At 72.3% G+C, this 24,539-nt stretch carries 25 protein-coding genes and 3 pseudogenes; 22 read left to right on the top strand and 6 right to left on the bottom strand.

What is annotated here, in order from left to right; genetic code table 11:
* Positions 1 to 11 precede the first annotated feature (11 nt).
* A complete protein-coding gene (locus AD017_RS20375; protein WP_060575155.1) occupies positions 12 to 518 on the top strand; it encodes an ArsI/CadI family heavy metal resistance metalloenzyme in 507 nt (168 codons plus the stop codon).
* Between the two features lie 10 nt (positions 519 to 528).
* On the opposite strand, the gene AD017_RS37085 is transcribed toward AD017_RS20375, so the two are convergent.
* Both AD017_RS37085 and AD017_RS37080 read right to left on the bottom strand, forming a co-directional pair.
* Positions 529 to 930 (bottom strand): hypothetical protein, encoded by a 402-nt coding sequence (locus AD017_RS37085; RefSeq protein ID WP_060575154.1) that lies wholly within the window; start codon positions 928 to 930, stop codon positions 529 to 531.
* Positions 902 to 1,468, bottom strand: coding sequence for a LysR family transcriptional regulator (locus AD017_RS37080; RefSeq protein WP_060575153.1), 567 nt, complete (start codon positions 1,466 to 1,468; stop codon positions 902 to 904). Before AD017_RS37080 ends, AD017_RS37085 begins: the two co-directional genes overlap by 29 nt.
* A gap of 49 nt (positions 1,469 to 1,517) precedes the next feature.
* On the opposite strand from AD017_RS37080, the gene AD017_RS20360 reads away from it, so the two are divergent.
* The 9 genes and pseudogenes from AD017_RS20360 (at position 1,518) to AD017_RS20320 (ending at position 11,237) form a co-directional block, all read left to right on the top strand.
* Entirely contained in the window at positions 1,518 to 2,486 is a 969-nt protein-coding gene (locus tag AD017_RS20360; RefSeq protein ID WP_168170458.1) for an amidohydrolase, read from the top strand.
* The gene (locus AD017_RS20355) at positions 2,483 to 3,373 is read left to right on the top strand and encodes a CoA ester lyase (protein ID WP_060575152.1); all 891 of its coding nucleotides are present in this window, start codon (positions 2,483 to 2,485) and stop codon (positions 3,371 to 3,373) included. Before AD017_RS20360 ends, AD017_RS20355 begins: the two co-directional genes overlap by 4 nt.
* A pseudogene (locus AD017_RS37470) lies at positions 3,373 to 4,544 on the top strand (CaiB/BaiF CoA transferase family protein). The gene AD017_RS20355 and the pseudogene AD017_RS37470 overlap by 1 nt, the downstream one beginning before the upstream one ends.
* Positions 4,541 to 5,224: a nitroreductase gene (locus tag AD017_RS20345; protein WP_145982553.1), complete on the top strand. Its 684-nt coding sequence runs from the start codon at positions 4,541 to 4,543 to the stop codon at positions 5,222 to 5,224. Before AD017_RS37470 ends, AD017_RS20345 begins: the two are co-directional and overlap by 4 nt.
* Before the next feature lie 27 nt (positions 5,225 to 5,251).
* The gene (locus AD017_RS20340) at positions 5,252 to 6,391 is read left to right on the top strand and encodes an LLM class flavin-dependent oxidoreductase (RefSeq protein ID WP_060575151.1); all 1,140 of its coding nucleotides are present in this window, start codon (positions 5,252 to 5,254) and stop codon (positions 6,389 to 6,391) included.
* A gap of 27 nt (positions 6,392 to 6,418) precedes the next feature.
* A complete protein-coding gene (locus AD017_RS20335) occupies positions 6,419 to 7,765 on the top strand; it encodes an MFS transporter (protein WP_060575150.1) in 1,347 nt (448 codons plus the stop codon).
* A gap of 70 nt (positions 7,766 to 7,835) precedes the next feature.
* Positions 7,836 to 8,819, top strand: a complete 984-nt coding sequence (locus AD017_RS20330; RefSeq protein WP_349675486.1) for an amidohydrolase family protein — start codon at positions 7,836 to 7,838, stop codon at positions 8,817 to 8,819.
* Positions 8,816 to 9,577 carry an HpcH/HpaI aldolase/citrate lyase family protein gene (locus AD017_RS20325; RefSeq protein WP_060575149.1) on the top strand — a complete coding sequence of 254 codons (762 nt, stop codon included), beginning with the start codon at positions 8,816 to 8,818 and terminating at the stop codon, positions 9,575 to 9,577. Before AD017_RS20330 ends, AD017_RS20325 begins: the two co-directional genes overlap by 4 nt.
* Positions 9,578 to 9,746: 169 nt before the next feature.
* Positions 9,747 to 11,237, top strand: a complete 1,491-nt coding sequence (locus AD017_RS20320) for an aldehyde dehydrogenase (protein ID WP_060575148.1) — start codon at positions 9,747 to 9,749, stop codon at positions 11,235 to 11,237.
* A gap of 67 nt (positions 11,238 to 11,304) precedes the next feature.
* On the opposite strand, the gene AD017_RS20315 is transcribed toward AD017_RS20320, so the two are convergent.
* Positions 11,305 to 12,228: an MmpS family transport accessory protein gene (locus AD017_RS20315; RefSeq protein WP_145982552.1), complete on the bottom strand. Its 924-nt coding sequence runs from the start codon at positions 12,226 to 12,228 to the stop codon at positions 11,305 to 11,307.
* Positions 12,229 to 12,712: 484 nt separating this feature from the next.
* Here AD017_RS20315 and AD017_RS20310 point away from each other — a divergent pair, with 484 nt between their 5' ends.
* The 3 genes from AD017_RS20310 to AD017_RS20305 are packed head-to-tail and all read left to right on the top strand — an operon-like array spanning position 12,713 to position 14,280.
* Positions 12,713 to 13,447, top strand: coding sequence for a 2OG-Fe(II) oxygenase (locus tag AD017_RS20310; RefSeq protein ID WP_060575146.1), 735 nt, complete (start codon positions 12,713 to 12,715; stop codon positions 13,445 to 13,447).
* 10 nt (positions 13,448 to 13,457) lie between these two features.
* Positions 13,458 to 13,592 carry a hypothetical protein gene (locus tag AD017_RS37065; protein WP_255357014.1) on the top strand — a complete coding sequence of 45 codons (135 nt, stop codon included), beginning with the start codon at positions 13,458 to 13,460 and terminating at the stop codon, positions 13,590 to 13,592.
* A 40-nt stretch (positions 13,593 to 13,632) separates the two neighbouring features.
* A complete protein-coding gene (locus AD017_RS20305) occupies positions 13,633 to 14,280 on the top strand; it encodes an RNA polymerase sigma factor (RefSeq protein WP_060575145.1) in 648 nt (215 codons plus the stop codon).
* Here AD017_RS20305 and AD017_RS20300 read toward each other — a convergent pair.
* Positions 14,267 to 15,490 (bottom strand): IS110 family transposase, encoded by a 1,224-nt coding sequence (locus tag AD017_RS20300; RefSeq protein ID WP_060572134.1) that lies wholly within the window; start codon positions 15,488 to 15,490, stop codon positions 14,267 to 14,269. The two genes, AD017_RS20305 and AD017_RS20300, sit on opposite strands and share 14 nt — an antisense overlap.
* Positions 15,491 to 15,715: 225 nt before the next feature.
* Here AD017_RS20300 and AD017_RS20295 point away from each other — a divergent pair, with 225 nt between their 5' ends.
* The 8 genes and pseudogenes from AD017_RS20295 to AD017_RS36465 all read left to right on the top strand — a co-directional run bounded on the left by AD017_RS20295 (position 15,716) and on the right by AD017_RS36465 (position 20,795).
* Positions 15,716 to 16,591: a methylated-DNA--[protein]-cysteine S-methyltransferase gene (locus AD017_RS20295; protein WP_082398833.1), complete on the top strand. Its 876-nt coding sequence runs from the start codon at positions 15,716 to 15,718 to the stop codon at positions 16,589 to 16,591.
* Between the two features lie 72 nt (positions 16,592 to 16,663).
* Complete coding sequence (locus tag AD017_RS20290; protein ID WP_010242675.1) at positions 16,664 to 16,999, top strand: Ada metal-binding domain-containing protein; 336 nt, start codon at positions 16,664 to 16,666, stop codon at positions 16,997 to 16,999.
* 148 nt (positions 17,000 to 17,147) lie between these two features.
* Entirely contained in the window at positions 17,148 to 17,876 is a 729-nt protein-coding gene (locus AD017_RS20285; RefSeq protein ID WP_060575144.1) for an alpha-ketoglutarate-dependent dioxygenase AlkB, read from the top strand.
* A 128-nt stretch (positions 17,877 to 18,004) separates the two neighbouring features.
* Complete coding sequence (locus tag AD017_RS20280) at positions 18,005 to 18,535, top strand: methylated-DNA--[protein]-cysteine S-methyltransferase (RefSeq protein ID WP_060575143.1); 531 nt, start codon at positions 18,005 to 18,007, stop codon at positions 18,533 to 18,535.
* A gap of 280 nt (positions 18,536 to 18,815) precedes the next feature.
* A pseudogene (locus AD017_RS36485) lies at positions 18,816 to 19,013 on the top strand (cold-shock protein); the annotation flags it as partial.
* 30 nt (positions 19,014 to 19,043) lie between these two features.
* Positions 19,044 to 19,745, top strand: coding sequence for a cold-shock protein (locus AD017_RS37260; RefSeq protein WP_304438058.1), 702 nt, complete (start codon positions 19,044 to 19,046; stop codon positions 19,743 to 19,745).
* 173 nt (positions 19,746 to 19,918) lie between these two features.
* Positions 19,919 to 20,212 (top strand): hypothetical protein, encoded by a 294-nt coding sequence (locus AD017_RS35405; RefSeq protein ID WP_060575141.1) that lies wholly within the window; start codon positions 19,919 to 19,921, stop codon positions 20,210 to 20,212.
* 196 nt (positions 20,213 to 20,408) lie between these two features.
* Positions 20,409 to 20,795, top strand: a complete 387-nt coding sequence (locus AD017_RS36465) for a hypothetical protein (protein WP_227012795.1) — start codon at positions 20,409 to 20,411, stop codon at positions 20,793 to 20,795.
* A 107-nt stretch (positions 20,796 to 20,902) separates the two neighbouring features.
* Here AD017_RS36465 and AD017_RS20255 read toward each other — a convergent pair whose 3' ends face one another.
* Entirely contained in the window at positions 20,903 to 23,200 is a 2,298-nt protein-coding gene (locus AD017_RS20255) for a DPP IV N-terminal domain-containing protein (protein ID WP_082538270.1), read from the bottom strand.
* A 191-nt stretch (positions 23,201 to 23,391) separates the two neighbouring features.
* Positions 23,392 to 23,630 (bottom strand): annotated as a pseudogene (locus AD017_RS33555) (integrase core domain-containing protein); the annotation flags it as partial.
* A gap of 421 nt (positions 23,631 to 24,051) precedes the next feature.
* On the opposite strand from AD017_RS33555, the gene AD017_RS20250 reads away from it, so the two are divergent.
* A complete protein-coding gene (locus AD017_RS20250; RefSeq protein ID WP_060575139.1) occupies positions 24,052 to 24,462 on the top strand; it encodes a PPOX class F420-dependent oxidoreductase in 411 nt (136 codons plus the stop codon).
* The last annotated feature ends 77 nt before the right edge of the window (positions 24,463 to 24,539 follow it).

Raw genomic sequence — 24,539 nt, 5'->3', positions numbered from 1 at the left:
AAGGAGTCGTCATGTCACGGGTCCAGCTCGCACTGCGCGTCGCCGACCTCGAGGGCTCGATCGCCTTCTACCGGTCCCTGTTCGGGATCGAGCCCGCCAAGCGGCGCCGCGGCTACGCGAACTTCGCCGTCACCGACCCCCCGCTGAAGCTCGTCCTGATCGAGGGCGACGCCGGCGAGCCCACCGCCATGGACCACCTCGGCGTTGAGGTCGGGACCACCGAGGAGGTCGACCGGGCCACCGGACGGCTGTCGGCACTCGGCCTGTTCACCCGGACCGAGGAGGACACCACCTGCTGCTATGCCCTGCAGGACAAGGTGTGGGTACACGGGCCGGGCGCCGAACCGTGGGAGGTCTACACCGTCAAGGCCGACGCCCCCGAGGCCACCTCCGTGCACCCGGCCGGCACACCGGGAGGGGCGGCGGGACGCTGCGAGTGCGGACGGACCGCCAGCGGGGCGGGATCCGCCGGCACCTGTTGCACCACAGCGGCACACCAGGGGGACCCGGCCGGCTGACCCTCCGCCGTCACCGGAAGGGCAGAGCCGACTCGAGGTGCTCGCGGAGCGCCACGACCGCACTCCTCCGTGCGGAGTACCGGGACTGGAAGAGGCCGTAGTAGCGGCGGAGATCGACCCCGACGACCGACACGAGACGCTCGGCCGCGATGCCGTGCCGGAGGGCCGCACGCCGGGTCATCAACGCGGTCCGTGAGGCCTCCGAGTCGATGAGGCCGAGCAGCGTCGTCAGACTCCCGATCCAGCGGACGCCCGGCCCCGGGCCGCCGGTCGCGGCGCGGGCGCCGGCGGACAGCTGATCGAAGACCGCCTGGTAGGGGCGGATCACCAGCAGCTCCAGGCCGGCGACGGCCGCGACGCCGGCCCGGTCCGCCCCGTGCAGCTCATGGGCGACGGGGACCACGAGCACCACCTCGTCGCTCCCCAGCTCGATCGCTCCCCAGCTCGATCGCTCCCGGCCGTCCGGCGGCCCGTGCCGTCAGGAGCGCCAGGTCGGCCTCACCGTCGTCGACCGCGGCGAGCACGTCGTCGTACTCGAGGTCCGAGACGACGACCTCGACGGCCGGGTACCGCGCGTGGAAGGTCTGCAGCGCAGGGTGCAGGAACGAGGTCGCCAGGTGGGGGGTCGAGGCCAGCATCACCGAGCCCGCCGGCTCCTCGCCGTCCTGGACGAACCCGCCGAGGAAGCGGTCCAGCTGGTCGAGCAGGGGATCCACCCCGGCGAGCAACCGCTCCCCCGCGGCGGTCAGCTCGACGCGGCGGGTGTTCCGCGTGAGCAGCTGGGTCCGCACGGCCGCCTCGAGGCGCTGGATGCGGCTCGTCGTGGCCGGCTGGGTGAGATGCAGCCGCTTGGCGGCGGCGGTGAAGCTGCCGAGCTCGGCCACGGCGACGAAGGCCTCGATCTCCGCGAGCTTGAAGTGCTCGAGCGCCTGCCTGCGATGTCCGTCCACGCCCCCACCCGTCAATAAATTTCATTTATGAGCGTATCACACCATTCGATTGGACTCCTTCCGTTCGTCGCGATTACCGTTCTCCCCGTACGTCGCGACAGACAATCATCACCTCATCGGGGAGGAATCGTCCGTGCGAATCATCGATGCCCACCACCACCTGTGGGACCTGGGCACGCTGCACTATCCGTGGCTGACGGACGACATCCAGCCGAAGTCGTACGGCGACTACTCCGCGATCCGCCGCAACTATCTCGTCGAGGACTTCCTCGCCGACGTCGACAGCGCCGGCGTCACGAAGTCCGTGCACCTCGCGGCGGGCACCGAACCGTTCGCGGAGACCGCCTGGCTGGAGGAGACCGCGAACGACACCGCCCGGTCGCGCGGCTTCCCGCACGCGATCGTCGCGGGTGCCGACCTCACGGTGGACGACGTCGAGGAGGGGATCGAGCGCCAGGCGGCACTCAGCGGCCGGATGCGTGGGGTCCGCCAGATCCTGAGCAAGGCCGTCACGGCGGGACATGCCGACCCCTCCCAGGACCCGGCGTGGCACACCGGCGTCGGCCTGCTGGCGAAGCACGACTTCTCGCTCGACCTGCAGGTCCACCCGACACAGCTGGACATCGCCGTGTCCGTCGCCCGCGACCATCCCGAGCTGCTGGTGGTCATGGACCACTGTGCGCTGGTCGACCAGCGGGACGCGGAGACCTTCCCGATGTGGCGGCGCGGCGTCGCCGAGCTCGCCGGGCTGCCGAACGTGCGCATGAAGATCTCCGCATTCATGCTGTACGACCTCGATTTCACCGCGGAGTCGATCCGTCCGGTCGTGCACGAACTCCTCGATCTGTTCGGAACGGATCGCGCATTCTTCGCCAGCAATTTCCCGGTGGATCGGCTCGCCTGTTCCTACGCCGATCTGTGGTCGCGCTACACGGCCTCGATCGCGGATCTCACCGACGACGAGCGCGACCAGGTCCTCTACCGCACGGCCGCCGCGACGTACCGGATCCCGGAATGACGTGGCGCGACGTCGTATCCCTGTTCGTGCCCGCGCACGTCGCGCGGCTGCGGGAGAAGGCCGAGGCGCTCGGCGTCCCGCTCGTCCTCGACCTCGAGGACGCGGTGCCTGCCGCGGAGAAGGAGACCGCCCGGCACGCCGCCGCCGAGCTCGTCGGGCGGCTGCCGGGGCGCTGCACCGTACGGATCAACCCCGTCGCCGTCTCGCGGGCCTTCGGTGTCGCCGCCGCCGCGGACGACCTCGCCGCGGTGGTGCGGCCCGGTCTCGCGGGCGTCGTCGCCCCGAAGATCGACGACGTGGAGACGCTGCACCGCGTCGACGACCACCTCACGGGCGCGGAACGGCGGGCCGGTGTCGCGGAGGGGTCCGTCCCGCTCGGTGCCGTGATCGAGACCGCGAAGGGAGTCGTGGATCTCCCGCTCGTCGCACGCGCCGGGGCAGCACTCGCCCGCCCCTTCGGGCTCTCCTTCGGGGCCGGCGACCTGACCACGGACCTCGGCATCGACTGGGGGCCCGACGAGTCGGTGTTCGACACGCCGCGTGCGTTGCTCCCCATCGCGTCCCGGGCCGCGGGGCTCGGCAGGCCGCGCGACACCGTCTTCGCCGACGTCGCCGACGTCGCGGGCCTGCGGGCCAGCGCGGCGCGGGGCAAGGCTCTCGGCTACGGGGGCAAGGCCGCGATCCACCCGGCCCAGATCGACGTGATCCGCGAGGTCTACCGCCCGACCGCCCGCCAGCTGGGCTGGGCACGGGACGTGGTGGACGCGGCAGCCCGGCACGCCTCCGACGGGGCCGGTGCCTTCCTGCTCGACGGACGCATGATCGACGACCCGGTCGTGGCGCGTGCCCGCGAACTACTCGCCTCGACGACGGAAGGACACGAGTGATGAGCTCAGCCCTCGACGGCATGGTCGTCCTGGACCTGACGAGCTACCTGGCCGGCCCCTACGGCTGCGCGCTCCTCGGCGACCAGGGCGCCGATGTGATCAAGGTGGAGTCGCCGGACGGCGACATGATGCGTCGTTACCCCTCCACGCTGAGGGGGGAGAACCGCGCCGTGCTGGGCGCGAACCGGAACAAGCGGTCGATCCGGCTCGATCTCAAGTCCGAGCAGGGCCGGGCGGCGTTCCTGCGCATGGTCGCCGCCGCGGACGTCGTCGTGCACAACTTCCGGCCGGGTGTCGCGGAGTCGCTGGGCATCGGCTACGAGGCGCTCCGTGCCGTCCGCGAGGACCTCGTCTACTGCTCGCTGACCGGCTACGGGAACGGCGACGGGCCGATGCGCCGCCACCCGGGATACGACCAGATGCTCCAGTGCTTCACCGGCATGGCCATGGCCCAGGGACTGTCGGTCGGGTCCCCCAGATCCTGCGCGGGTCCATCGTGGACTTCTACGCCTCGGCGCTGCTCGCACAGGGGGTGATCGCGGCGCTGCTGCACCGGTACCGGACCGGGGCGGGCCAGCACGTCGAGATCTCGCTGCTCCGGTCCGCGATCGCGCTGCAGGTCGGGCGGTTCGTCTGGGCGGACTCGGAACCGCGGGACGTGCAGCGGGAGCCGGATTCGAGCCAGGCGAGCGGCGCCGTCGAGACCAAGGAGGGCTACCTGTACTTCCAGGCCGGGACGGCGAAGTTCTGGACGGCGTTCTGCGAGGCCATCGGGTTGCCGGAGCTCGCGGACGATCCCCGCTACGACACCCTGGTGAAGCGCGCGCAGCACGGGGCGACCCTCATGCCGCAGATCAAGCAGGCCCTGCTCGCCAGGACGGCTGTCGAGTGGGAGCAGGAGATGGTCGGCCGCGTCCCGGTCGTCGCCCTGCGGGACATCGGGGAGATGTTCGAGCACCCGCAGGTGCTGGCGGAGGGACTGGTCACCGAGCACGACCACCCCGAGGTGGGCCGGTACCGCACCATGACCACGGCCGTGAAGATGGGCGCCGGGGACCCGGTGACCACCCGCGCGCCACTGGCGGGCGAGCACACCGACGAGATCCTCGGCCGTTTCGACTTCAGCGCTGCGGAGATCGAGCAGCTCCGGCGTGCGAGGGCGGCCTCGTGAGCACGGCCGTGAGCACCGCCGTCGACGAGGCGATCATCGGTCGGCGGGCGGTGCGGGGCTTCCTCCCGGACCCCGTCCCCGAGGAGCTCGTCCGGCAGCTGCTCGCGACCGCCTCCCGGGCACCCAGCGGCAGCAACACCCAGCCCTGGCGGGTCTCCGTCGTCACCGGCGGGACCCTGCGCGAGCTCGGTGCCGACCTGGTCGCCGAGCACGACCGCGGGACGGCACCCCGCCCGGACTACGACTACTACCCGGGGCAGTGGCGCAGCCCCTACCTCGACCGGCGACGGGAGTGCGGGTGGGGCCTCTACAGCGCCGTCGGCGTCGCCCGGGGCGACCGGGACGCGGCGCACCGGCAGCGCGCCCGCAACTACACGTTCTTCGGGGCCCCGGTCGGCGTGTTCGTCACCGTCGAGCGGGACATGGGCCGGGGCAGCCTGCTCGACGCCGGCATGTTCGTCCAGAACCTGATGCTCGCCGCGCGGGGCCACGGGCTCGACTCCTGCCCCCAGGTCGCCGTCGCGTCCTGGCCGGACATCGTGCGCCGCCGCCTCCTGATCCCCGAGACCGAGATCGTCGTGTGCGGCGTCGGGATCGGGTGGATCGACCCGGACGAGCCCGCCAACTCGCTGCGCACCTCGCGGGTCCCCGTCGAGACCTTCGCGACCTTCCACCGCTGACCGGACACGAGAAATGGGTGATCGACGATGACAGACCCGACCTCCACGAACCCGATCTTCGGGCCCAACCGGTTGAAGATGGGTGTCTTCGGGCTCAACGGGAAGGGGACGGCCAACACGCTCGTCCCCGAGGTCCACACCCCGACCTGGGGGAAGAACCTGCGCGCGGCCCAGCTCGCCGACGCCGCCGGCCTGGAGGCGATCGTCGCCTACGCACGCTGGAAGGGACACGAGGTCGGCCACCCCGACCATCCGTCGGGGGTGACCCTGGAGCCGTTCACCTGGGCGGCGGGAATCGCCCAGGCGACCCGGCACGCCGCGGTGTTCGCCACCTCGCACGCCCCCACGATCCACCCGATCGCGGCGGCCAAGATGGCGGCGACGGTGGACATCGTCTCCGGGGGCCGGTTCGGGCTGAACGTCGTCGCCGGGTGGAGCCGTCCCGAGCTCGAGATGTTCGGTGCGCCGCTCAAGGAGCACGACGAGCGCTACGCCCACCTCGCCGAGTGGCTCGGCATCATCACGCGGCTGTGGACCGAGGACGTCGAGTTCGACCACGACGGCCCGTTCTTCCAGGTCGCGAAGGCGGCCTCCCGCCCACGGCCGGTCCAGCGCCCACGCCCGGCGATCATGAGTGCGGGCAGCTCGTCCGCGGGCCGTGCGTTCGCGCTGGCCAACGCGGACATGTGCTTCATCAGCCTGACCTCGTCCGATCCGGCCGCCTGGCGGGCGCAGGTCGAGTCCTACAAGGCCGCCGCCCGCGAGGAGTACGGCCGCGAGACGCAGGTCTGGATCATGTCGACGATCGTCCAGCGGGACACGAACGCCGAGGCCGAGGCCGCGCTGAAGCGGATCGCCGTCGACAACGCCGACGAGGACTCGATCCGCGCCTGGATGCAGGAGCGCGCGATCAACTCCCAGGCGCTGTCCCGGGAGACCCGCGACGTGCTGCACCTGAGGGCCGCCGCCGGAGCGGGTGGCTCGATCTTCTGCGGCGACGCCGACCACGTCGCCGACCAGCTCCAGACGATCTCGGACGTGGGCATCGACGGCATGCTGATCGGCTACGTCGACTTCGAGGACGGCCTCGGCCGGCTGAGCAAGGACCTGCTCCCCGTCCTCGAACAGCGCGGCCTCCGCGAACCCTTCGTGCCCGGCCACGGCTGAGCCCCGACCCCGGAACCGGGTGGAGCAATGACGCTGGACCGCACTTCCGAACAGGCTCCCGGGAACGTCGAGGACGACACGCAGCGCCGTCGCGCGATGTGGTCCGCCCTGCTCGGGACACTGGTGGAGTACTACGACTTCTACCTCTACAGCCTCCTCGCCGCGGTGGCGATCGGGCCGCTGTTCTTCCCCGGGAGCGACCCCGCCGCGGCGTTGCTCGCGTCCTTCGCGACCCTCGCGGTCGGGTTCGTCGCCCGCCCGGTCGGTGCCCTGCTGATGACCGCGGTCGGCGACCGCCTGGGCAGGCGCAACGTCCTGCTCGTCACGGTGCTCGCGATGGGGATCGCGTCCCTGCTCATCGGCCTGCTCCCCACCTACGACACGATCGGCGTCTGGGCGCCGGTCCTGCTCGTCGTCCTCCGCGTCGTGCAGGGGCTCGCCGCGGGCGGGGAGTTCGGCGGCGGGCTGCTGATGTCGATGGAGTACGCCCGCGACGAACGCCGCGGCCTCGCCAGCAGCGCACCGCAGGTGGGGCTCTACGCCGGGATCATCCTGGCGAACGCGAGCCTGCTGCTCGTCTCCCTGCTCCCGCGCGAGATGTTCCTCGGATGGGGCTGGCGCCTCCCCTTCTACTTCTCCCTCGTCCTCGTCGCCGTCACCCTGTGGGTGCGCGCCGGGGTCGACGAGACCCCGGTCTTCGAGCGGGCGAAGCGCCGCAAGGAGCTCGCGCACCGCCCGTTGCGCGATCTCTTCCGCACGCAGTGGCGTGGCCTCGCCGTCGTCGTCCTCGCAGCCTTCGCCGTGACCACCGCGTCGGCGTTCAACAGCTCGTACAAACCGGCCTACGCGATCCAGCTCGGCTTCACCTCCTCCCAGGCGCTCACCATCACGCTCCTGGGCACCTCGACCGGGCTGCTGTTCGTGCCGCTCTTCGCGGGGCTGTCCGACCGGTGGGGGCGCAAGCGCCTCGCCGTCGGCGGGATCGTCCTCATCCCGTTCACGGCGTGGGTGGCGTTCGAGGCGCTCGGGACCGGCTCGTTCGGTCTCGCGATCGTCGCCGCCGTCCTCCCCGCCGTGGCCCACAGCATGGCCTTCGGTCCCGTCGGCGCCTGGATCGCGGAGATGTTCCCGACCCGCTTCCGGTACGGCGGGGCGTCGATCGGCTTCCAGCTCGCCGCGACGCTCGGCGCCGGTTTCTTCCCCCTCATCGCCACCGGACTCTCGGCGGCGGCGGGCGGCCCCCCGCACTACGGTCTCGTGCTCACCTACCTCGTCATGGCCTCGGTGATCAGCCTGGTGGGCGTCAACCTCGCCCGGGAGACCGCGAGAGTGACCTTCGACGAGATCGACGCCACCGGAAAGGACACACCGTGAGCTCCCCCCTGATGCGCACCGCCGAGGGCAGGCCGACCGAGTTCGGCCGCATCTACCCACCGGACCCCGGCTGGCTCCGCAAGGCGCCTGCCGAGGACGTGCTGTTCCCCGACCTGCCGATCGTCGACCCCACCACCACCTCTGGGACCACCCCGGCTACCCGTACCTGCTCGACGAGTTCACCGCGGACGCCACCACCGGCCACGACGTCGTCGCGACCGTGTTCACCGAGTGCCTGTCGGAGTACCGCACCGAGGGACCGGAGGCGCTGCGCCCCGTCGGCGAGACCGAGTTCGTCGCCGGTGTCGCCGGACGGGCCGCCGGCGGTGCCTCGCCGGTCCGGGTCGGCGCCGTGATCATCGGGTTCGCCGACCTCCGGCTCGGCGCCGCCGTCGAGGACGTGCTGCGCGCCCACCAGGACGCCGGCGACGGCCGCTTCAGGGGGATCCGGTTCGCCACGAGCTGGGACAGCGACCCCGACATCGAGAACAGCCACACCGGCAGCGCCCCGCACCTGCTCGGGGACCCCGACGTCCGCGCGGGCATGGCGGTCCTGAGCGACCTGGGCCTCGTGCTCGACACCTGGGTCTTCTTCCCCCAGCTGGACGACGTCGCCCGGGCCGCCGACGCCCTCCCCGACCTGTCCGTGGTGCTCGACCACTGCGGTGGCCCGCTCGGATACGGCCACTACGCCGGTCACCGGGACGAGGACTTCGCCGCCTGGCGCCGCGGCGTGCGCGCGGTCGCGGAGCGGCCCAACGTGACCTGCAAGATCGGCGGGCTCGTCGCCCGACTCGCCGCCTTCGACTACCGCACCGCCGAGCGGCCGCCGTCCTCGACGGAGCTCGCCACGCTGTGGCGGCCGTGGATCGAGACCTGCATCGAGGCCTTCGGACCGGACCGGTGCATGTTCGAGAGCAACTATCCCGTCGACAAGGTCGGCGTCCCCTACGCCACGCTGTGGAACACCTTCAAGCAGGTGACGGCGGCGATGACGGAGGCGGAGCGGCTCGATCTCTTCTCGGGCACGGCGAGCCGAGTCTACTCGCTGTGACGGGCACCTTCAAGCAGGCCCTCGCCGACGGGCGTCCCCAGCTCGGCCTGTGGCTGGGGCTGCCCTGCACCGAGTCGGCCGAGATCGTCGCCGCCGCCGGCTTCGACTGGCTCGTCCTCGACGGGGAGCACGGCCCCTTCGACCTCGCGGTGATCAAGTCCCAGCTGCTGGCCGTCGCGTCCCACCCCGGCGTCGAACCGGTCGTCCGGGTCCCGACCGGCCTCGGCGGCTACGGGGAGGCGATGCTGAAGCGCTGCCTCGACCTGGGCGCCCGCACGGTCCTCGTCCCGATGATCGAGTCGGCCGCCCAGGCGCGGGAGGTCGTCCGGCACTGCCGTTACCCCGCCGCGGGGGTGCGCGGAGTCGCCGCCGCCCGTGCCGCCGCCTGGGGCCGGGACCGGGGGTACTTCGACCGGGCGAACGACGAGATCTGCATCCTGGTCCAGGTCGAGACCGTGGACGGCATCGCCGCGCTGGACGAGATCGTCGCGGTCGACGGTGTGGACGGCGTCTTCTTCGGACCGTCCGACCTGTCGGCGTCACTCGGGCTGCTCGGGCAGCCCGAGGACCCCCAGGTACGGACGACCGTGGAGGACGCCGTCGGACGGGTCCGGAAGGCGGGCCGGGCGGCGGGGGTCCTCACCCGCCGGCACGAGTCGGCCGTCCGCTACCTGGAGGCCGGGGCCACGTTCGTCGCGGTCGGCACCGACGCGGCACTGCTCGTCGAAAGCTCGGACCGGTTGCGGGCGATGTTCTGACTCGCGGACCGGATCCCCCCTTTGCTCCGCATACGCGGATCGCCAGATGGTTTTGTTCCGCGGTAGCGGATTCCGGAGAGCGATGTCACTCTCGGACGTACATCAGGGCGGTGCGTCCACGAGGCCGTCCGCCACGGAGTGACGTCGACCGACGGAGGTTCGGCATTCCATGAGCATCACCAGCGACACGAGGGCCCCTCTCACGAGGCTCGACAGGTTCTACATCGGCGGCGAGTGGGTCGCACCGTCGTCGAGCGACACCATCTCGGTGATCGAGCCCGCCACCGAGCAGGTCTACTACCAGGTCCCCGAGGCGCAGAACGCCGACGTCGACCGCGCGGTCACCGCGGCCCGGGCCGCCTTCGACGAGGGCCCGTGGCCGACGATGACGCACGGCCGGCGCGCGGAGTTCCTCCGCGCGATCGGGGCGGCGGTACGTGAGCGTTCCGACGACGTCACGCAGGTCTGGCCGCGGGAGTCCGGCATCGTGCTCGGCGCCGCGCAGGCGATGATCGGCGGGGTCCCGGACGCCTACGGCTTCTACGCCGACCTCGCCGACACGTTCGCCTTCGAGGAGCCCGCCACGCCGACCGCGGGCGGGACGTACGGAATGATCTCCCGAGAGCCGGTCGGGGTGGTCGGCGCGATCATCCCGTGGAACGCTCCGATGACGCTGATCGCCTACAAGCTGGCACCCGCGCTACTGGCCGGCTGCACCGTCGTCCTCAAGGCCTCGCCCGAGGCCCCCGGCGCCCCGTACATCATGGCCGAGATCGCCGAGAAGATCGGCCTGCCGCCCGGGGTGCTCAACGTCCTCACCGCGGACCGCGAGGTCTCCGAGAGCCTGGTCCGCGACCCGCGCGTCGACAAGATCGCCTTCACCGGCTCGACGGCGGCCGGCCGGCGGATCGCCTCCGTCCTCGGCGAGCGCATCGGCCGCTACACCCTCGAGCTCGGCGGCAAGTCCGCCGCGGTCGTCCTCGACGACATGGACCTGGGCGAGGCAGCCGCCAGCCTGTCCGGCGCGGAGTGCTTCCTCTCCGGGCAGGTGTGCTCCTCCCTGACCCGCATCGTCGTCCCGCGCCGCCGCCACGACGAGCTGGCCGACGCCCTCGCAGGGACGTTCTCCCAGGTCAAGCTGGGCGACCCCTTCGACCCGGGCGTCCAGATGGGACCGCTCGCGATGGAACGCCAGCGCGACCGGGTCGAGGGCTACATCGCCCAGGGCGTCGCCGAGGGCGCGCGGCTGGTGACCGGCGGCGGGCGTCCGAAGGACCTCGACCGCGGCTGGTTCATCGAGCCGACGGTGTTCTCCGGCGTCGACAACTCCTGGAAGATCGCCCAGGAGGAGATCTTCGGCCCGGTGCTCTCGGTCATCCCGGCCGAGGACGAGGAGGACGCGATCCGGATCGCCAACGACACGATCTACGGGCTCAACGCCGCGGTCTTCACCCACGACGCCGACCGGGCGCGCGAGGTGGCCGGACGGCTGCGGGCCGGGACGGTCGGGCACAACAACTTCCGCACCGACTTCGGCATCGGCTTCGGCGGGTTCAAGCAGTCCGGGACCGGCCGCGAGGGCGGCGTGGACGGTCTGCTCCCGTACCTGGAGAACAAGACCATGATCTTCGAGGAGAAGCCGCGCGACTTCCCGGGCTGATCACGGCACGGGCCGCGGGGTCACCCGTCCCGACGACCGGCCGTGACCGAGCGGTGGAGGCCCGCCGTCAGCGGCGGCCGCTGCAGGAGACGGCGGCGAAATCACCGTCCGCCGACTCCTCCGCGACGACGGCATCGTCGACGATGATCCGGCAGGCGATCTCGCCGGAACCACCGGCCGCGGAGATCGTGTACTCGGCGGGCTCACCGGCCGCGTCCACGGTCCGCGTCCAGGGCAGCTCCGCGTCGAGGACCTGTGACACCGACGTGCCCCGGCCGTAGGTCAGGGTGCTCGCCGTCCCGGAACCGGACACCTCGAAGGTGACCTGGGCCGCAGCGGGGCCGGGAGCGGCTGCCGGGGCCGAACCGGACGGCGGGGGTGCTGCGGCGGGCGCATCGGGAGGGGCCCCGACGGCCGAGGTGTCGGCCTGCGGGGACGGCGGCCGATCGTCCGCACCGCCCCCCAGGACGGCGACCCCGACCGATACGGCCGCGGCGATCCCCGCGACCGCGACGACGCCCCCGACCAGCCACGGCCACCACCGCCGGGCCGGTCGCCTGCCGCCCGGGGACGGGTCCGCCCGGTACCGGCCGGGCTCCCGCTCCTCCCGGGGGCCCTCGTCGTACCCGGTGTCACCGTCGTACTCCGTGTACTCGGAGTACTCCGTGTAATCGGTGTACTCGGTGTACTCGTCGTGCGGTGGGCGGTCGGCGAGCACCGGGCGTTCGACGCGCACGGTGCGGCCGTCGTGCATCCCGTACCCGCCGTGCACCGGACGTCCACCGGGGTCGCGGTCGTCGTCCCACCGCCGGTGGCCGAGGTGCTCCGGGACGTGCTCCCCGGGCCCGAATCCGAGCGCGACGATGTCCCCGGCCAGATCGCCCGATCCGCCGTGGCGGCCGGGCCCGCGGGCACCCGGCCGGACCCCACCGTCGGGAACCCGGGCGCGCCGGTACGGCTCGGGGTGGCTCCCTCCCGGAGCGGACGTCACGGGGGCGCGATGCCGCGACCGGTCGTCACCGTCGTTCCGATCGATCACCGGCGGGTCCGCACGCCGGGAGCCGGCACCGCTGCTCGCCGGCCGTCCCGCGCGGGTCGTGCGACGCCGGCCCGGGTCCGGTCGCGCGGCCGACCCGCTGTCCCGCCCCGGTCCAGCCGGGTCGACCAGCCGGGTGGGCGGGCGCCGGTGACGCGGCGGGGCCGCCTCGTCGTCCAGCACCCAGACGCCGGCGTCCGCGTCCCATGTCGGTCCAGCCACGACGCCCCCGCTCCGTTGCGTATACCCGGTCAACGACTCGGCTGCCGGTCGGTCACGGAACGGCGTCCGGACGACTGGTCCGTCCACCCTGCTCGACGGCCGGGCAGCGGTCCGGCGGCCATCGGTCCCACGATCGCCCCGGCCGGACGCCCGCAACCGGCTCGGCCACGGTGGTGTTGGGACCACCGCCAGCACGCCACGAGCACGGAGGCAGCCGATGACCACCACCCCGGCCGACGCCGGAACCGCCACCGCCGGACCGCACCTGGACGCCCTCGACTGGGCCCGGCTGACGGAGCGGCTGGACACCGAGGGCGTCGCCACGACCCCGCGGCTGATCGAGCCCGCCCAGTGCGACGAGATCACCGCGATGTTCGACGAGCACGACCGGTTCCGCTCCACCGTCCAGATGGCCCGGCACTCCTTCGGCGAGGGCAGCTACCGGTACTTCACCGACCCGCTGCCGGAGCTGGTGCAGACCCTGCGCACCGAGCTCTATCCGCCGCTGGCCCGGATCGCGAACGACTGGGCCCGCCGGCTGGGCGAGGACACCTTCCCGGAGACCCTGGACGGGCTGCTCGAGACCTGCGCCGCCCACGGGCAGACCAGGCCGACGCCGCTGGTGCTGCGCTACGGCGAGTCCGGCTACAACTGCCTGCACCAGGACGTCTACGGGGACCTGACGTTCCCGCTGCAGTTCCTGGTGATGCTGTCCCGCCCGGACGTCGACTTCACCGGCGGCGAGAGCGTCTTCGTCGAGCAGCGCCCGCGCCAGCAGTCCCGCCCGATCGTGCTGCGCCCCGGACAGGGCCAGGCGGTGATCTTCCCGGTGCGCAACCGGCCACGCCGCGGCACCCGGGGCGACCACCGGGTCCAGATGCGGCACGGCGTCAGCGCCGTGCACAGCGGGAACCGGCACGTGCTGGGCATCATCTTCCACAACGCGCGCTGAGGAGACCGTCATGACCACAGTCCCGTCCGCACCGATGGTGCGGGGATCGTCCGACGACGCCGAGCCGGGCGCGCGCCGGTCGGTCGGCGGCAGCGGGTGCGCCGTCGTCGAGCTGTCCCACGGCACCACCGAGCACTACGGCTGAGCACCGCAACCGGATCCGGCCCGACGGTGTTCTGCACGGTATGACCGACGACGACCTCGGCCCCGGGGACGACGGCTCCGACGCCGTCGCCCGCGCGCTCGCGGCCGATCTCGACGCCGGGTTCGCCGTGCTCGTGGACGCCCACCGGGACCTGCTGTTCTCGGTGGCCCGGAGCTTCGTCCGCGGTGCCGCGGACGCCGAGGACCTCGCCGCCGACGCCCTGCTGCGCGCCTACCGGGCGCTCTGCGGGTACGCGGCGGAACGGATCGGGGAGCTGCGGGTACGCCCGTGGCTGCTCACCATCCTGCGCAACACCGCCCGCAACCGGGCCAGGGACGCCGCCCGCAGGCCGCCGCCCCCGCCCCGGCTCGACCCGCTCGACGCGGGCCCACCGGACGACCCGAGCCCCGAGCTCGGCCCGGCCGAGCAGGCCGAGCGGGGTGAGCTGCAACGCGCACTCGGTGCCGCCCTCGGCGAGCTGTCCGAGGTGCAGCGGACCGCGGTCGTGCTCCGGCACGTCCATGGCCTGCCGACCACCGAGATCGCCCAGGTAATCGGCTGCGCCGAGGGCACCGCGAAGTCGCACGTGTCCCGCGGACTGGCCCGGCTGCGGACCGTCCTGGACACACCACCCGCACATCCCCGTCCCCTCGAAGGGAATCCGAATGACCGTGTCAAGCCGCGATAGCGGGTTGTGGTGCGGTGATGGTGAACATCCTCCGGTCACGCAGCAGGGCCCACAGGACGTCGACCAGGCGTCTGGCCAAGGCGAGCAGAGCCTGGGTATGAAGCATTCTTTCGCTGCGTTTGCGCTGGTAGAAGGCCCGGGACGGGCCATTGACCTTGAGGCTGGACAGTGCGGCCATGTAGAACACTCGCCGCAGGCGGCGGTTGTAGCGTCGTGGGCGACGCAGGTTCCCGCTGATCCGGCCGGAGTCCTGGGGCACCGGGACGAGTCCGGCGTAGGAGGCCAGCCGCCCTGGAGAGGTGAATCCGCCCAGTTCAGGGCCGACACCGCCGTGGGTGGCGGTGAGGAACTCCGCGCCCAGGATGGGTCCGAGACCGGGCAGCGACTCGATGATCGCCGCGTCCGGGTGGGAGCGGAACACGGTGGTGATCAGCTTGTCGGTGTCCTTGATCTCCCGGTCGAGTTCCAGCAGTCGTCGGGCCAGGCCGGCAACAAGGATCGCGGTCCGCGTCTCGCTGGGCAGTGCCACGGTCTGGGCGTGGGCGACCTCGACCGCGGTGGCGGCCATCGCAGCAATACCCGGTGCCCACGCCCGATGGGCACGCAGGTACTCGATCACCCCTGCCTCGCCGGCGTCCCGGAGGGCCTGGGGTGTCTGGAACCCGGTGACCAGCACCAGAGCGCTGCGGGTGGAATAGTCGAATGCCGCCTCGAGACCGGGAAAGATCGACCCGAGCAGGTCACGCAGCCGGTTGACCCCGCGCACCCAGTCGGCCATCAGGTCCTCGCGATGGGCCACGAGCCGGGCCAGTTCGGCAGTGGTCTCATCAGTGGCGGTGACCGTGGTGAGGTCGGCGCCGCGCATGCGGGCGGTCTCGGCGATGACCTTCGCGTCACGGGCGTCGGTCTTGGCCTCGCCCCGGAACACGCCGCTCATCCGGTCGACGACCCGACCGGGGACATAGACCACCTGCTGGTCGGCCGCGGTGAGGACCACCTGCAGCAGCGCCGCATAGCTGCAGGTCAGGTCGATGGCCCACCGCACGTCCTGGGCCGCTTCCGCAGCGCGGGCCAGCAACGCCTCGATCGCGGCCTGGTCGTTGCTGACCTTGCGGGAGAACACCACCTTGCCGTCGGTATCGATCGCGCACGCATGGTGCGTCCTCTTCCCGACGTCGATCCCGATCCAGATCACTGGCCGTTGCGCCACGCGCAGGCTCCTGTCGTTGCAGGTCACGCCCGTGGACAACCCGCCATCAGGTCCCTAATCAGCGACGGTCCGCACAGATCCGAATCAGTGGCCAGGCCTGTCCAGCACGACGGGGCGGCCATTCCTTCCGAGCCACCGAAGCGACAACACCTCATCAGCCACACCCCGTCGTCCCGGGCATCCGGGGCACCAACCCCGAACACCTACGACCTTAGGGAGGACCTCATGACGACGACATCGGTCCCGGCCCGCCGCAACGGACGGCCGGCCGCGCGGCGCGGCGACCTGCACCGCACGGTCATCTCCCTGTCCGCCGGATCCGCCGACGACGCGGAGCCCGGCCGGGACGCCGGGGCGGACCCGCTGCTGACCGCGCTCGCCGGGTTCGCCGGCCGCGCGCCGGACGGGCTCGACGACCGGGTGTTCACCCGCTGGGCCACCGCGCCCAGCAGGGTCGGCGACGTCCGGGTCGCGTTCACCGCCGACGGTGCGCAGTTCGTGCGACCCACGGAGGGCACCGACGACGATGCGTTCGCCGCCGAGTACCGCAGCCGGTTCGCCCGGCCGCTGCGCCCGGCCGGCCGGCTGCCCGCGGGTGTCGGCCCGTCGCTGCGCGGCACCGCCGCGGCCCGGCCCGAGCTGGACCTCGGCGCGGGCAGCCCGTTCGAACGCGCCGTGCTGGCCGCCACCCGGCGGATCCCGCCCGGCCAGGTCCGTCCGTACGCCTGGGTCGCCCGCGAGGCCGGACACCCCGCCGCGGTCCGCGCGGTCGGCACGGTGCTGGCCCGCAACCCGCTGCCGCTGCTGGTGCCCTGCCACCGGGTGGTCCGCTCCGACGGCGCTCTCGGCGGCTACATGTTCGGCACCGGCCGCAAGGCCGAGCTGCTCACCGCCGAGGGCGCCGACCTCGACGAACTGGCGACGCTGGCCCGGACGGGCGTGCACTACCTGGCCAGCGACACCACCGGGATCGTCTGCTTCCCGACCTGCCGCGACGCACGGCGCATCACCGGGGCGCACCGGCACGGCTTCACCACCCTCGACGACGCCCGGCGCGCCGGCTACCGCCCCTGCCGCACCTGCCGCCCGGCGGCCGCCTGAGCGCCGCGACCACCGCGACCACACCACCGGGCGCCCCGCCGGCCGCGTACCGACCATCCCCTGGAGCACGAGATGAGCACCGCCACCGCAGGGACCGCCATCCGCACCCCGAACCACCACCGCGTCGTCGACACCCCGGTCGGGGAGCTGGGGGTCGTCACACTGCTCGACGCCGACGGCCACCCCTACCCGAGCCCGGTCCCGGGCACTCTGGGCGGGCATCGCAGGCAACGGCTCTACGGCAGGCTGGACTGCCCGTCCGCGGCCCGGGCGATCGCCCGCGGCGACTACGTGCGGCACCGGGTCTTCTTCGCCGACGAGGCCACCGCCGTCGCGGCGGGCTACCGGCCCTGCGCGGTCTGCCTGCCCGCCCGCTTCGCCGCCTGGAAGCGCCGCGCCGGCCGGTGACCGGTTCCGTCTCGCAGGCGCTGCAACCGGGACGCGCCGGCCGGGGTTCTGCCCGGTGTGCACGGCAGTCCCGTTCCCCGCACTCCCGCGGCCGGGCCGGTCGACCCGGGCCGACGTGTCACCGGCACCGACCCCGAGGAGGGTTGAGATGACCCTGGAACTGATCCCGCGGGACCGCCGCGACCTCGCGCCGGGCGCGGTGCACGTGCCCGGCTGGCTGGACCTGCGCCGGCAGCGGTTCCTGGTGGAGCGCTGCCGGGAGTGGGCGGCGCAGGGCCCGGGGATCCGGGCCGCCGCGCTGCCCGGCGGCGCCCGGATGAGCGTGCGCACCGTCTGCCTGGGCTGGCACTGGATCCCCTACCGCTACTCCCGGACCCGCGACGACCAGGACGGCTCACCGGTCGCCGAGTTCCCGATCTGGCTGGGCGACCTGGGTCGCGATGCGGTCGCCGACGCCTACGGCGACCCCACGCGCGGCCTCGGCTACTCCCCGGACATCGCGCTGATCAACCACTACACCGGGGACGCCCGCCTCGGCATGCACCGCGACGGCGACGAACACGCGCCGGACCCGGTCGTCTCGGTGTCGCTGGGCGCACCCTGCGTGTTCCGCCTCGGCAACACCGAGCACCGCGGCAGGCCGTGGACCGACGTCGAGCTGCGGTCCGGTGACCTGCTCGTGTTCGGCGACGACAGCAGGCTCGCCTACCACGGCGTGCCCAGGGTGCTGCCGCCCGAGCGCGGTGGGACCGACGACGTCGGGCTCGGCGCCGGGCGGCTGAACATCACGCTGCGGGTCTCCGGGTTCACCGACGACGACCGGGACCGGGCCGCCCCGCCGCAACCCGCCGCGCCCGTCCGGGGTTCTGCACCGTGACCGTCGAGCACCCTGCACGACCACTACCACCGCACCGGCCGGCTGGTCACCGTCGACGGTGCTGTCCACCACCACTTCCGCCGGGCAACCGGCTGACCTCGCCGTTCCGCGAGAGGAGCACCTCCGCCATGTCGACCCCGACGACCCTCGTCCACGACACCACCCTGGGCCCGGTCACCCTGTCCGCCTCGCCGTGGGGTCTGACCCGGCTGCGCTTCGGCAGGCCGGCCGGAGCCGCGCAGGACCCGACGCCCGAGCCCGGCAGCCCCGAGCACGCCGTGCTGGAGCAGGCCGTCGCCGAGCTCGGCGAGTACCTGCGCGGCGACCGCACCACCTTCGAGGTGCCGGTCGACCTGTCCCGCGTCGAGCCGGAGCACCGCCGGGTGCTCGGCGAGCTGTGCGCGATCGGCTACGGCAGCACCCGCAGCTACGGGCAACTGGCCCGGGCCGCGGAGCTGACCGACGACGGCCCCCGCCGGGCCGGCGCCGCCTGCGCCCGCAACCCGGTACTGGTCGTCGTGCCGTGCCACCGGATCGTCTCCGCGACCGGGGCGCTCACCGGCTACTCCGGCGGCCTGCCGGTCAAGAAGGCGCTGCTCGCCCTGGAGCGCGGCCAGCTCGCGCTGGACGCCGCCGGCCTCACCGCCGTCGTGGGCTGAGCCCAGCCGGACCATCCACCCACGAGTCCGTCTGTCGATCGTGCGTCAGATCGCGAACTCGGCCATGGAGATCGACCCTTCTCACCCGACCCAGGCCCGTCGGCTGCCTGCGCGTCCGCTCCGGGACCTGCGGCCACCCGGTCGACGGCGGCCGCGTCGTGTCATCCGGTACCGGGCTGTCGCGGGCTCCGCACCGCCCGCCGGTGGGCCCGGCCCGACGGACCGCGAGGGCAGTCAGAGAGACTGGGCCGGTACCCGTCCTCTCGATCTGGAGCCTTCGATGCAGCAGGGAACCGTCCGTTGGTTCGACGCCGAACGGGGTTTCGGCTTCCTGGCGCCCGAGGACGGCTCGCCGGACGTGTTCGTGCACGCCTCCGAGATCGTCGGGGGCGGCGGCGCGACAGTGCTCCGCGAGGGTCAGGCCGTCGAGTTCGAGATCGGCGAGAACGACCGCGGGCCCCAGGCGCTGCGCGTTCGCGTCACCGCCGACGCGGCCGCCGGCAGCGCCGTGGGCCGGCTCGGCACCGTCAACTGGTACGAGCCGGGCAAGGGGTACGGCTTCGCGTCGCCGGACGACGGCGGCGCCGACATCTTCGTGCACAGCTCCGCCATCGTGACCGGCGGCGTGGTCACCGAGGGGCAGCGGGTGGCCTTCCTCGTCGTCGACGGCGAGCGCGGCCCGCAGGCCGGGCACGTGATCCCGCTGGGAGCGGGGGCCGGCACACCCGCTGCGGACGACACCGCGGACGGTGCCGACGGCACGGTGGCCTGGTACGACGAGGACAAGGGCTTCGGCTTCATCAACCCCGACTCCGGCGACGAGGACGTCTTCGTCCACGCCCGGGCCCTGGCCGAGGGGCTGACATGGCTCATGGAGGGCGACCGCGTCGCCTTCGAGGTGGCCAGTGGGGACAAGGGCCCGCAGGCCCGCGACGTGCACCTGGTCCGGGAGCCCCGGGCGGCGCCGCAGCGGCCGGCACCCGCTTCAGCCGGGCGGGACGTTCCCGCACGAGGCGGCGAGGGCGTCGTCGCGCGCTACGACGGCGACCGCGGCTTCGGCTTCATCACCCCGGACGCAGGCGGCGACGATCTCTTCGCCCACGTGTCCGTGGTCATGGGGTCGGAGCCGCTGCAGAAGGGGGACCGGGTCCGGTACGCGGTGCGTCAGAGCGACCGGGGCCCGCAGGCCGACCGCATCGAACGCCTCTGAAGAGGCCGCCCCACCGCTGGCTGATCACTTCCGGCGAGAGTGCTCGTTCGTCTTGGCACAGGGACGGCGGCCGGAGAAGCACCCGATCCACCCGGTCGTACGCAGGCAGCTGCGCGCCGACGAGGGTCGTGTCCCGGAGCCGAGTGCAGAGATCATCGACTCGCAGAACGTCAATGACGCCGACATCGTCGGGCAGGGGCTTTCGCGGCTACGACGCCGAGAAGAAGGTCGACGGTCGGAAGCGGTTCATCGACCGACATCCTGGCCTGCTGTTGATCCTGCTCGATCTCTACCTGCGCATCCGGGTTCGGTTCGTTCACGCCGACGCCGGTTTCGCCGGGCGGCTGCTCGACTGGGCGATCACGATCCTGAAGACGACGGTCGAGGTCGTGCGTAAGACGCCTGAGCAGCGCGGATTCTCCGTACTGCCCACCGGTGGGTGGTCGAGCGGACTCTTGCCCGGCTGACCGCGCTCGGACGGCGTGGGCGGCAGCTCGCCGGCGAGCCGGAACAGGTGGTCCCGTTCAGCGGCGGTGAGCTCGAACGAGCGGGCGAGCGCGGCGAGGCCATGGTCCGCTGGGCGGGGATCACCACCATCACCCGACGCATCGTCCGAGGTACACCCGCCCGCCGAGCGCGGAAGTACGTGTTCACACACTCGACGTGATCTTCTCATGGCACGCTCTGACAGACCTCCAGCGACCGATCAGATCTCCTGGGGATTGCCACCACCACGGTGCGGGCCGGCAGGCGGGCCTCCTTGACGCCGACGGCAACGACCAGCTCCTGAGGGTGGCCACGGCGGAGCTACGTGCCGCGCTGGCTCGCTATCCCGACGACCCCTACCTGCTCGGATTGATCCAGGACCTGACGGTCCGTAGTCCCGAGTTCCGAGAGCGGTGGGAGCACTGTGAGGTCGGGTTCTGGCGATCGGCGTTCAAGCGCATCCGACACCCCGAGCGGGGCTGGCTGGACGTCGACACAGGTTCCCACGACACGACGCTCCGTACTCGACCGTGGTCAACCGATGCTGATTGCACGCCACCGTGAAGCAGAGGATTCCCCGTCCGAGACGCACGACAACGCGCCGGCAAGCCTTGTCACGGCTATGAGCGCTGCCCGACGTCTCGTTCGGCTCGTGGCTCCGGCGTGGGGTATCAGTCGGAGGGATCGACGGCCCAGCTGGGCATCTCGGGGAACGGTGCGAGCGAGTAGGCAGGGGGTTCGGTGCCGTGCAGGTGTCGTACGAGGTAGTCCCAGGTGCGCCGGGTGACGTAGTGGAAGCGGCCGGTGAAGTTGTGCTCGACACCGGGGATGACGAGCATGTCGACGTCGGCGTCGGCGTCGGCGTCGGCGTCGATGAGCGCGTCGACCAGGCGCATGCTGTGGTGCGGCAACACGTTGTCGTCGAGTTCGCCGTCGATCAGCAGGAGCTTGCCGCGCAGGTTGCCGGTGTGCGGGGTGTTGACCAGCTTCGGGCGGGTGCTCTCGGTGATCTCCCCGTGGTTCTGTTCGACCCAGAACGGCAGGTAGATCGAGAAGTCGTGCGGGCCTGCCTGGGCGACGCCCACGGAGAAGAACTCGGGATGGGTCAGCAGCGCCCTGGCAGTGAAGAACCCGCCTCCGGAGTGGCCGGTGATCCCGACCCGGTCGGTGTCGAGCCACGGGTGGCGACGCCCGAGTTCGCGGATGGCGGCGACGTGGTCGTCCAGAGCCGCGGCCATGCCGAGGTCGCCGTAGGAATGGTCGAGGAAGGCCTGGCTGCGCCCCGGGGTACCGCGGCCGTCGAGGGCGACGACCGCGAAGCCGAGTGCCGCCAGCGCCTCGGGCTCCCCGGTGAACAGGTCACCGAACGCCGGTGAGGCGCGGTGGATGTTGGGTCCGGGGTAGACGTGGTCCACGACGGGGTAGCGCCGTGCCGGGTCGAAGCCGTGCGGACGCCACAGCAGACCGTAGATCGGGGTGCGCCCGTCGGCGGCGGTCGTCCGGAACCGTTCCGGAGGGGCCCACCCGGCCGCCTCCAGCGCTGCGGTGTCCGGATCCTCCAGCTCGACCAGCACCTCCCCGTCCCCGCCGAGCACCCTCGCCCGGGGCGCCACGTCGACCGTGGATGCGCGGTCGAGGAGGTAGCCGCCGAGTGGTGGGGCGAGGGCGTCGTGGTCGAGATCGTCGTCGGTGATCCGCACGAACCCGCCGCCGTCGAGGTCGACCCGGCAGATCTGGCGGATGTAGGGATCGGCGTGCAGCCCGCAGGCCAGGAACCAGACCTGGCGACGGTCCTGGTCGACCCACAGGACCCGGCGGACCAGCCACTGCCCGCCGGTGACCCGGCCGAGCAGCTCACCGCCGGCGGCGTAGCGGTAGAGATGGCCCCAGCCGTCGCGCTGGGACCACCACAGGATCTCGCCCGAGTCCAGGACACGCAGCAGCGGCGGGACGTGCAGGTAGGGCGAGGGGTCCACCCGGGTACGGGCGGTCTCGGTGATCAGCGTCGTCATCGACCCGGTGCCGGGATCGAGCCGGCGCAGCTCCAGGGTGCGTCCGTCACGGGACTGGTGCAACACGTGCACCGCATCGCCGTTCTTCCCGGTCCACCACCGCCGGGAAAGGGCGTAGGGGGAGGTCAGGACCTCCGGCCCACCGGAGGCCGTCACGTTCCGGCGGGTGCCGACATCGAGGATGTGCCAGGTCATCGTCGCCTGCGCCTCGTCGCCGGGCACCGGATAGCGGACGCGATGAGCCACCGGCCGCTCGCCGCCCTTCGGCGCGGCCTCGACGAGGACCTGTTCCGGCAGCTCGCGCTGGTCGATCCGGTGAGTGATCAGCCGCGTGGAGTCCGGCGACCACCCCGCCAGCAGCAGCGATCCCATGCCCAGCAAGGGGAGCTTGACCTTCGTGGCCGCCTCGGGGAACCCGCCGTAGTCCCAGTGCGGTTCGGCGTCGTCGGTGAGCGCGAACTCCTGCCGGCCGTCCCGGCTGCGCACCCACACGTCACCGTCGCGGCGGAACGCCACCCACTCCCGGTCCGGTGACGCGATCTCCCCCGGCCCCACCGGGGGACCCTCGTCCTCGACCGGCGTGCAGGTCCCGGCCCGGTCCGACCACTCCCACCCGGTGTCGAACGCCGAGAACCGGACCACGTCCGGGTCCCGGCCGGGGGCCTCGAACTCCGGAGAGCCGAGCGGCAGATCGTCGGCCACCACCGCGTGCCCGGACGCCTCCGACAGTGCCGCGGCGAGCCGCTCGTGGTCGAACGCGTCTCGTCGGGAGCCCGTCGCCGGGTCGACCAGGACGTGCCGAGTCCCGGACCGGTACCGGAACGGGGAGCCGTCGGCGGACCACTGTGGGACCACCGCAGCGTCCGGGATCAGCCGGGCCCGGTACGGGGCGAGCATCTGCTCCGCGCGGGCGTAGTCGGCGTCGGTCAGTCGGACGGGCATGGCCTGGTCGGTCATGGTCGGGACCTCTCGTCGGGAGCCGGTCCGATCACCGAACACCCTGACGCCACGTCGGACTCCACACGGATGCGAGGCAGGTCACATACCCGAGACATTCAGGAGCTGTGGAGCGCTTCTGCAATGCCGTTCGGCGTGTCGGACAGACTCGGGGCTGCCCAGACTCTGGTTGACCCGCGTCGGGTAGGTGTTCAGGCCTCGTGAGCGGCTGATGCGAGTATCTCGAATTCGACTGGGGTGAGCCTGCCGAGGGTGTCTTGGCGTCTGCGGCGATGGTAGGTGCTCTCGATCCAGGTCACGATCGCGAGCCGGAGCTCGGCGCGGGTGTCCCAGCGTCGTCGGTTGACGACGTTTTCTGCAGCAGGCTGAAGAAGGACTCCATTGCGGCGTTGTCCGGGCAGGTCCCGACCCGTCCCATCGAGCCTCGTAGCAGCGCTCCGCGGAGAACCCGCTGGTAGGCGTGGGCATCTACGGCTCCGACGACCGCCAGCACGTCTACACCCCGAACAGCTGACCGGAGATGAACCCACACTTGCCGCCCTCAGCCCGACGGAACGCGATCTCCACACGCCGTGTGGCCGTGGGCTGCCCCTCGGGACGTGCCCCAGGGCCCGCGAAGGCTCGCGGGTCCAGGGGCTGCGCGCCAGCGCTGTCGCGCAGCGACGCCGTAGCCGTCCTGGACGTGTGAGGGGCGGCCCGCACCAGTCGGCGCTGCCGGCAGGACACAGCGTGGCGCAGCCGCTCATCCACCCACGGCTTCGGGACTCTCGCCCGATCCATCGGTGAGTCGACGTCGACGCTGTCCTAGATTGTCCCGCGGCGTCACATTCACCACCGAAGGGACCGATTCGATGTCGTTCTCCCCCGATGAGATCGCCTACCTGAGCTCGAACGGGATGGGGCGGCTCGCGACGGTCGACGGTCACGGCCAACCGGACGTCGTTCCGGTGGCCGTCGAGTTCGACGGATCCGTGTTCTGGGTCGGCGGCGGACGCACCGTCACCGCCACCCGCAAGTTCCGCAACCTCGCCGCCGGCAACCACAAGGTCGCGCTGGTCATCGACGACATGCCGTCGTTCGACCCGTTCATCGCGCGAGGCATCCGGGTCTACGGGGACGCCGACGGCCCGCACGAGCGCGTCGGGATGGTCGGACCGGGTACCTACATGCGGATCACCCCGACGATCTCCTGGAGTTGGAACATGGCCGGAGCACCCATCGGTGAGAACGGATTCGAGCCCACTCGCACGCTGCACTCCTGACCGGTAGACCACAGTCGGCAAGCCCACAGCCTGCATGAGATGCGCTCGACACGGACCCGGGCTCGGGTCTCACCCGC

The organism is Pseudonocardia sp. EC080619-01, from assembly GCF_001420995.1.
GTDB lineage: Bacteria > Actinomycetota > Actinomycetes > Mycobacteriales > Pseudonocardiaceae > Pseudonocardia.
The sequence above is the reverse complement of the archived record's forward strand: the minus strand, read 5'-3'. Positions and strand labels throughout refer to the sequence as shown.